General features: G+C 66.8%; 8 protein-coding genes. 3 read left to right on the forward strand and 5 right to left on the reverse strand.

The genetic code is table 11. The features are described from left to right. The coding region (locus VFQ05_03745; GenBank protein HET9325862.1) for an aminotransferase class IV at window positions 1-626 on the reverse strand (626 nt) is incomplete at its 3' end. A gap of 124 nt (window positions 627-750) precedes the next feature. On the opposite strand from VFQ05_03745, the gene VFQ05_03750 reads away from it, so the two are divergent. From VFQ05_03750 to VFQ05_03760, 3 genes are all read left to right on the forward strand, one after another. Next, window positions 751-2217: a PLP-dependent aminotransferase family protein gene (locus VFQ05_03750; protein HET9325863.1), complete on the forward strand. Its 1467-nt coding sequence runs from the start codon at window positions 751-753 to the stop codon at window positions 2215-2217. A 113-nt stretch (window positions 2218-2330) separates the two neighbouring features. Beyond that, a complete protein-coding gene (locus VFQ05_03755; protein ID HET9325864.1) occupies window positions 2331-2885 on the forward strand; it encodes a metal-dependent transcriptional regulator in 555 nt (184 codons plus the stop codon). 96 nt (window positions 2886-2981) lie between these two features. Continuing rightward, window positions 2982-5120, forward strand: coding sequence for a TonB-dependent siderophore receptor (locus tag VFQ05_03760; GenBank protein HET9325865.1), 2139 nt, complete (start codon window positions 2982-2984; stop codon window positions 5118-5120). A 31-nt stretch (window positions 5121-5151) separates the two neighbouring features. On the opposite strand, the gene VFQ05_03765 is transcribed toward VFQ05_03760, so the two are convergent. The 4 genes from VFQ05_03765 to VFQ05_03780 all read right to left on the reverse strand — a co-directional run. After that, the gene (locus VFQ05_03765) at window positions 5152-6141 is read right to left on the reverse strand and encodes a beta-ketoacyl-ACP synthase III (protein HET9325866.1); all 990 of its coding nucleotides are present in this window, start codon (window positions 6139-6141) and stop codon (window positions 5152-5154) included. Window positions 6142-6238: 97 nt separating this feature from the next. Then, window positions 6239-6949, reverse strand: a complete 711-nt coding sequence (locus VFQ05_03770) for a DUF2461 domain-containing protein (protein HET9325867.1) — start codon at window positions 6947-6949, stop codon at window positions 6239-6241. A gap of 3 nt (window positions 6950-6952) precedes the next feature. Continuing rightward, window positions 6953-7216, reverse strand: coding sequence for a DUF4404 family protein (locus VFQ05_03775; protein HET9325868.1), 264 nt, complete (start codon window positions 7214-7216; stop codon window positions 6953-6955). Window positions 7217-7256: 40 nt separating this feature from the next. Then, a partial coding sequence (locus VFQ05_03780; GenBank protein HET9325869.1) for a hypothetical protein occupies window positions 7257-8251 on the reverse strand: 995 nt, incomplete at its 5' end.

The raw sequence follows: 8251 nt of genomic DNA on the forward strand, positions 1-8251 counted from the left end.
ACCAGCTCGCCGCGCCGGACGATGAAGACGTTCTCGACCGAGCCTTCGCACACGTGGCCGGCCTCGTTGAGCAGCAGGGTCTCATCGAACCCAGCGAGCACGGCGTCCGTCTTGGCCAGCGCGGAGTTCACGTACGAGCCGGCGAACTTGCCGCGGGGAGGGATGGAGTTGTCCGAGACCCTCCGCCACGAAGAGAAGCAGACGTGCGCGCCATCGCGGCGATCCATGAACTGCGTGGGGAACGCGGCGATTCCGACGCGCGGGGTCAGGTCGTGCAGGCGCACGCCGAGGCTCTCGTCGCCGTAGAAGGCGATCGGCCGGATGTAGACGTCCTGCTCGAGACCCTCCTTGCGCAACAGGTCGATCACGCCGCGGGTGAGGTCGTCGACCGAAAAGGCGAGGTCCATGCGCAGCAGGCGAGCCGAATCGCGGAAGCGACGGAAGTGGTCCTCGGGCCGGAACACGAACAGCTGGCGCTCGTCCTCGTTCCAGAAGGCACGGACGCCGGCGAAGAGGCCGGTCCCGTAGTGGAGCGCGTGAGTGAGCAGTCCAAAGCGGGCGTCTGCGTAGGGGAGGATCTTCCCATCGAGGAAGGCCCAGGTCGGCAGGGCCGAAGTTGTAGCCAATCCAGTGTCCGGTTTGTTGATCATCGAGCGCCCCCTTGCGATTAGTACTGGCTCCAGGACCAGAATGGGGCCTATCATGGGAGCCAATCAATAGCCAATCAGACCAAAGTGGACTGGGGAGTTCATGGCTACGAGGCGATTCCGGGAGCTTCTGGGCGAGTGGAAGGGGGGAGAGGGCCCCCTCTATCAGCGGCTGGCCGACGCCCTCCGCGAAGCCATGGAGCGCGGAGAGCTGGCCATGGGGACGCGACTTCCGGCCCAGCGACAGCTCGCCGAGATGCTGGGGGTGAGCCGCACCACCGCGGTCCTGGCCTACGACCGCCTGGTCCAGGAAGGCTGGCTCGAGAGCCGCGAGGGCAGCGGGACGACCGTCCGCCGCGGACCAAGCCGAGTGCTCGCGGTTCGCGGAGGCGCGGCCGCGGTGATGGGCTCACGCAACGAAGTCTTCCGTGGATTGGTGGTGCACACCGGAGCCGACATCGAGTTCCACGGCGCGCACTTCGAGGGAATGCCGGAGGTGTTCGAGAGGCTGTGGAACGAGTCGCGGGCCGACCTGTCGGAGCTGCTCCAGGGACATGGCTACGTGCCGCTCGGGCTGCCTTCGCTCCGCGAGGCGATCGCCGCGCACCTCGAGCGCTCGGGACTGCCGACGCGCCCCGATCAGGTCCTGGTCACGAGCGGTGCACAGCAGGCGATCTCGCTTCTCGCCAATCTGATGATCGAGCCCGGCGATCGCGTGGTGCTCGAGGATCCGACGTATCTCGGGGCGATCGATGCGTTCACCGCGTTCGGAGCCCGACTCGAGGGCGTGGCGTCCGGTGCATTCGGCGTCCAGGTCGAAGCGCTGCGCGAAACCGTCGCGCGGGTCGCGCCGCGCGCGGTCTACCTGGTTCCCACCGGGCACAACCCCACGGGTTCGATCCTCCCCGAGTCGGAACGACGCGAAGTGGCACGAATCGCCGAAGGCTCTTCATCGATGTGGATCGAGGACCTGGCGCTCGCCGATCTCACGCTCGAAGGTGAGCCGCCCGCGCCGCTCGCGGCGCTGGCGCAAGGCGCGTTGTGGCTGACCGTCGGCTCGCTGAGCAAGCTCTTCTGGGGAGGGCTTCGCGTGGGTTGGATTCGCGGCCCGGAAGCGGTGATCACCCGCCTCGCCCGCCTCAAGGTGGTGACCGACCTCAGCGGGTCGATCGTTTCGCAAGCGGTGGCGGTCCGTGTGCTCGAACACGCCGGCGAGCTGAGGGAGACTCGCCGTCGGCAGGCGCGCGAGCGGCTCGATCACACATCACGTTTGCTCGCGCGGCATCTGCCGAGCTGGAAATTCCGGCGCCCTGCCGGCGGCCTTTCGCTGTGGCTGCAGATCCCGTTCGGTGACGTCGCCGAGCTGGCCACCCTGGCGCGCCGCCGAGCGGTGGCGATCGTTCCGGGAACGTCCAACTCTCCGACCGGCCGCTTCCACGATCACCTGCGGCTCCCGTTCGTCAGCAACCCCGGTCAGATGGCGGAGGGGATCGAGCGCCTGGCGGCGGCGTGGGAGGAGTACTCCGCCGAGCGGCGGGACGATCGCCGCGCCATGGGCGTCGTGGTGTGACGACCGTGGCTCGCTGACCCACCCCGGGCGCCGACATCCTCCTTGACGGACCCGGAGCTGCCGACTAGTTTGGTCACTCAAACCTGAGTCCCATTGCCCTAAGTGGAGGTTTGATGGCCAAACCCAATGCGGCGCGCAGCGTGCGAGAGCCGTCGGCGAGCACCGAGCACTACCTGCGCGCGATCCTCGAGCTCCGCGAGGAGCGCGGCTACGCGCGGGTCGTGGACATCGCAACTCGCGTGGGCGTGACGAAAGGCAGCGTGTCGCTCGCCCTCGGGCAGCTCGCCGAGCGTGGCCTGGTGAAGTTCGATGCCGCCCGCTTTCCCGTCCTCACGCCGACCGGCCGCCGCGTGGCCGCCGACGTGCGCAGTCGCTACACGATCGTGCTCGCCTTCCTGACCGAGATCATGGGGCTGTCGCCCGAACGGGCCTCCGCCGAGGCCTGCCGCTGGGAACACGTCGTGAGCCACGAGGTCGCGGATCGCCTCCTCGACTTCCTGCGATTCGCGGCCGAGCGCCCGGAGTTCATGGGGGAGCTGGAAACGTTCCACGGCTTCCACCGGCGCTGCAGCGCGGATGCTCGCTGCGCGACGTGCGCGATGCGCGGCCCGGTCGAGTCGTACTGCAGCATCGTCGAACCTCTCGAACTGCCCAAACGCGAGGCGTGAGTCGGTCGCATCCGCAACTCGACCTCTCGCCGAGCTGGCCTGAACCACTTCCAGCGCTCGCCGAATCACCTTGGATCTGAGGAGCCCCAGGAACTCATGACTTGTTCGTGTCGCCGTGCGTGCACTCCGTTACTCACGCTGTGGTTGCTGCTGCTCGTCCAAGCTCCGAAGCTCGCTCACGCGGCAACAGCCGACTCCGACGCCGTTCGCGACTCGATCCTGGACCGCCCGCCGGTTCCCATCCCGGCGATCGAGGTGGTCGCCAAGCGCCAGTACCGCGCGCTCCGCACGACGACGCTCACGAAGACCGACACGCCACTGCGCGACGTTCCGCAGTCCATGAGCGTGATCACCCGCGACCTGATCGCCGACCAGCAGATGTCCAGCCTGGCCGACGTCGTGAGGTACGTCCCTGGTGTGACCATGGGACAGGGCGAGGGCAATCGCGATCAGCCGACGTTCCGTGGAAATGGCGGCAACGGCGACCTGTTCGTGGACGGCGTGCGAGACGACGCCGAGTATCTGCGCGACCTCTACAACCTCGAGCGCGTCGAGGTGCCGCGCGGCTCGAACGCGATGATCTTCGGTCGCGGCGCGGGAGGCGGGCTGATCAACCGCGTGACCAAGGTGGCCGGCTGGGGGACTCCCCGCGAAGTGTCGCTCGGGGGCGGCGAGCACCAGAGCTTTCGCGCCGCGACCGACGTCGGCGCGACGTTCGGTCACGGGCTGGCAGGGCGCGTCAACGGCATGGTCGAGAGCTCGGACAGCTACCGGAGCCAGGTGCATCTCGAGCGCTACGGCGTGTCGCCGACGGTCACGATCCCCCTCGGCAAGCAGACCCAGGTTCGTGCCGCGTACGAGCTGTTCCACGACGACCGCACCGCCGACCGGGGCATTCCGTCATTCGACGGCGAGCCGTTCGACACCGAACCGTCCACGTTCTTCGGCGATCCGACGATCAGCTGGTCGCGCGCCACGGTGAACTCCGGCAGCGCGACGCTCGAGTACGCGACGCCGTCCGGATTCAAGCTGCGCAATCTCGCGCGCGTCGCCGGCTACGACAAGATGTATCAAAACGTCTATCCCGGAGCCGTGAACCCGGCGGGGACATTGGTCACGATCCAGGCCTACAACAACCGGATGGATCGTACGAACGTGTTCAACCAGACCGATCTCACCTACGAACTGAAGACCGGATCGGTGAGCCACGTGCTGCTCGGGGGAGGCGAATTCGGCTGGCAGTCCACCGATGCGCTCCGGCATACCGGCTACTTCCATGACTCGACGACCTCCGTGCAGGTCCCGGTGAGCCATCCGCTCACCACCGGCACGCCGGTCACGTTCCGCCAGAGCGCAACCGACGCCGATGCGCACACGCGCGTGCTGGTGGGTAGCGCCTACCTGCAGGATCAGGTCGCATTCGCGCCGTGGGCGCAAGCCGTCGCCGGCGTGCGCTTCGACCACTTCGACATCGACTACCACAACAACCGGAACGGCACCGACCTCGCCCGTACCGATCGCGAGATTTCGCCTCGGCTCGGCGTCGTGCTAAAGCCCCTGTCGTCACTGTCCGCCTATGGCAGCTATGGCGTCTCGTTCCTGCCCAGCTCGGGAGCGACCTTCACGTCGCTCAACGTCACGACCCAGACGCTCGAGCCCGAGCAGTTCACGAATTACGAGGTCGGCCTCAAGTGGGAGGGCGGCTCGCAGTCGGTGACGCTGGCGGCATACCAGCTCGACCGCGAGAACACGTCCGCGCCGGACCCGCTGGACCCCACGCACACGATCCAGACCGGCAGCCAGCGCAGCCAGGGGCTCGAGCTCGGCGTGAGCGGCAACGTCACCTCGCACTGGCAGGTGTTCGCGGGCGCGACCCTGCAGGACGCCGAGATCACGAGCCGGACCACCCAGGCGCTCGCCGGAGCCACCCCCGCATTGACGCCGCGCCACACGGTCTCGCTCTGGAACCGCTACGAGCTCGTGCGGGGCCTCGCCCTCGGACTCGGCGTGCTCCACCAGGCGGAAATGTTCACGGCCGTCGACAACGCAGTCACGCTGCCCGCGTTCACGCGCGCCGACGCCGCCGCCTTCGCACGCCTGAACGAGCGGGTGGCGCTGCAGGTCAACGTCGAGAACCTGTTCGATAGGGGCTACTACGCGACCGCGCACAACAACAACAACATCACTCCCGGCGCGCCGCGGACCTTCCGGATCGGAGTGCATTCGAGGTACTGACGGGGTGCACCACTGAATCCCGTTCCGCGAGCTACCAGCGGATCGCCACCGCCCCCCAGGCGAATCCCGCGCCGAACGCCGCCAGCACCACCAGATCTCCAGACTTGATGCGGCCCGCGGCCCGGGCCTCGGCGAGCGCGATCGGGATGCTCGCGGCGGTGGTGTTCCCGTAGCGGTCGATGTTCTGGAATACCTTCTCGGAAGGGAGTCCCAGTCTCTCAGCCACGGCATCCGAAATTCGCTGATTGGCCTGGTGCGGCACGACCAGGGCGACGTCCTCGAGCGAGTGCCCCGCTTTCTTCAGCGCCTCGAGGATGGCCTCCGGGAATCGAGTCGTCGCGTGCTTGAAGACCTGGCGCCCGCTCATGCGTGGATACTGGCGGCCTTCGGCGATCATCTCCGGCGTGATGCGGCCCATCACCTTCGAGGAAGGCACCTCGGCCCAGAGCTCCTGCGCGTACTTGCCCTCGCTGTGGAGCACGGATGCGAGCACGCCACGATCATCGCCGCAGGGCTCGATGACGACGGCTCCCGCGCCATCGCCGAAGAGGACCGCCATGTCGCGGCCGGCCGTCGAGAGATCCAACCCGGTGCTTTGCACTTCGGCGCCCACCACGAGCACGCAGCGGTTCTGCTCGGCACGTACCAACGCATCCGCCAGGGTCACGCTATAGACGAATCCGCTGCAGGCATTGTGAACGTCGAGCGCTCCGATGGTGGACAAGCCCAGGGCGTCCTGCAGGAGCGAGCCGCATCCGGGAAAGAAGTAGTCGCGCGTCGTCGAGGCGAAGATGATGAAGTCCAGGTCGCTCGGTTCGCGCCCGGCATCCTCCAGCGCGCGGCGTGTCGCCTGAACCGCCAGGTCGGTGGTCCCGGTTCCTGGATCGACGAAGTGTCGCTCGCGGATGCCCGTACGCTCGACGATCCACGCGTCGCTCGTGTCCATGAGCTTCTCGAGATCGTGATTCGTGACGACCCGTGGCGGGACGTGAAAACCCACACCTGTGATGCACGATCTCATGGAGGCGGGATCCTACCATTGCGCCGGATCCGGTCGGCACGCGCTCGGGCGCGAACCGATGCGTTGGTCCGGAGACCAAGCGCAGTGGAGTCTCCCGTCAGCGCTGGCGCATCGGCGCCAGCCCGAGCTTGCTGTTGAGCCAGCGAACCAGCGGGAGCATGCGCTCGAAGTCCTCGGCGAGCGTCGAGGTGAGGCGCGAGCTGGTGACCTGTGCGTCGGTCAGTCGGCGCCCGATGGTGAAGGACTGGAACCGCAGCCAGCGTGCAGCAGGATGGTCGTCGCAATAGCCGCGCGGCATGCCCTTGAGCATCTCTTCATCGGTCATCCGGCCGAAGCGCTTGACGAGGGTGGGGGCCTCGGCGATCCGCTCGAAGCCCTTCGGATCGCCGGCGATGGCGCTTCTGAACTTGTTCAAGGCCGGTCGAGGTGGCATCCAGCATCCGCCGCCGACCATGGAGTTCCCCGGCTCGAGGTGGAAGTAGAAGCCCGCGCCGCCCCCGTGAGCCTCCCGCCCGACCTTCGACGAGCCTCGGGCGTGGAAGAACCAACAGGCTGCGTGCGTCTTGTAGGGTGACTTGTCGCGAGAGAATCGGACGTCGCGGTGGATGCGGAAGACCGATCGCTTCGGATCACCCGTGATCTCGGGGGCGAAAGAGCCGAGCCGAAGATCCATTTCCTCCACCAGGTCGCCCATCGGCTGCTTCACGTCCCGCTCGTAGTCTTCGCGATGCGCCTCGAACCAGGACTTGTGATTGTGGCGCGAGAGGCCGCGTAGAAAGTCCAGCGACTCGCGGGAGAAGAGGGCCATGGATCAGATTCCCATGCCGGCGAGCTTCTGAACGACCTGCGCCATCAGGCTGGTCACGTCCGGGTGTGAGACCTCGAAGCGAGTGATCGATTCCTCGAGCCGCTCGATCAGCGACCGGTGGTGATGGGGTGGGAGTCGGCCGGATTGGCGGAGGGATTCGAGATCGACGGAGAGTCGTGTCAGGAGCTCCCGGTCGTCATCGCTGAGCCCGGGATCCTGGAGCTTGCTGCGGAGTCGCGTCAGCAGTTCGGCGGTCTGATCGTCCATGGACGGGAGTCTATACATTCCGCCTGACGAACTGAATGCTCTACGTCCCCTGCGAGCTCCCGTACGCGGGCAACTCGACGACCGGCTCCTTTGGGCGAGTTCCGGCGACGAGGATCCAAAGAGACAGGGCGTTCGCCAACGCGAGCCCTGAGTAGACAATCGCGGTCCCAGTGAGCACGGACCACCCACGCGTCAGCGCCTGAAGAACCATCACGCCTTCACGCTCGCCCGCAGCCAGAATGTGAGGCGCGGCCAGATCCACGAGCTGGCCGAACAACTCGGCGCCGAGGACGGAGGCCGCGATGAGCGAGCACTGGACGATCACGAGTCTCGTGGACTCCAGCCGGAACCGGCGGCTCCTCGTCGCCATGAGGAGAAGAAGCAGCGGCGGCACCGCGATCAGGAAGACGCCAGCCATCGCTTCGAGGAAGGGGACCAGTAGCACAGCAGCCGCAGGCAGCAACAGCAGCCCAATTCCGTCGGACTCCCTGATCCGCTCCACGCCGCCGAAGCGCTGGATGATCGCGAGCACTTCGCTCCACAATTGGATCAGCCTCCCGGACTGAAAGAAGGCGATGGAGGGGAGCACGAGCATTGGGATGGACGCGGGAGCGAGCCATTGCAGGCGAAGCGATTCGTCGTCCTCTCCCCACGTGGACTCAAGACCTGAGCGCGCAGCCACGACCTTGAGGACGGTGCCGCCAACGAAGAAGATCAGGCACACGCTCGCGCCAAGGATCAGCGGCTGGACCGCCCAATCGGGCGTTCCTCTCTCTTGAGAGACCGCGATCGCGCTGCCGACCGCCGCCACGATCGCCAGGCACTGGATCATGGCTACGGTGCTCACCAGCCCGAAAACCAGCGCGATCAAGCGCTCGAGGAGAATCTGAATCACCCGCATGGCGGGGTTATCGGCCGGACCAGGGAACGACAAGAGCCGCAGGTTCGAATCGAGGGAGTGAGGCTCGTTCGGGCTCAGTCGCCAGCCACGAAGATCGTCATGATCCAGCGGTCGCCCCGATGCTCGAAGAAGGC

The organism is Candidatus Eisenbacteria bacterium, from assembly GCA_035712145.1.
Lineage (GTDB): Bacteria > Eisenbacteria > RBG-16-71-46 > RBG-16-71-46 > RBG-16-71-46 > DASTBI01.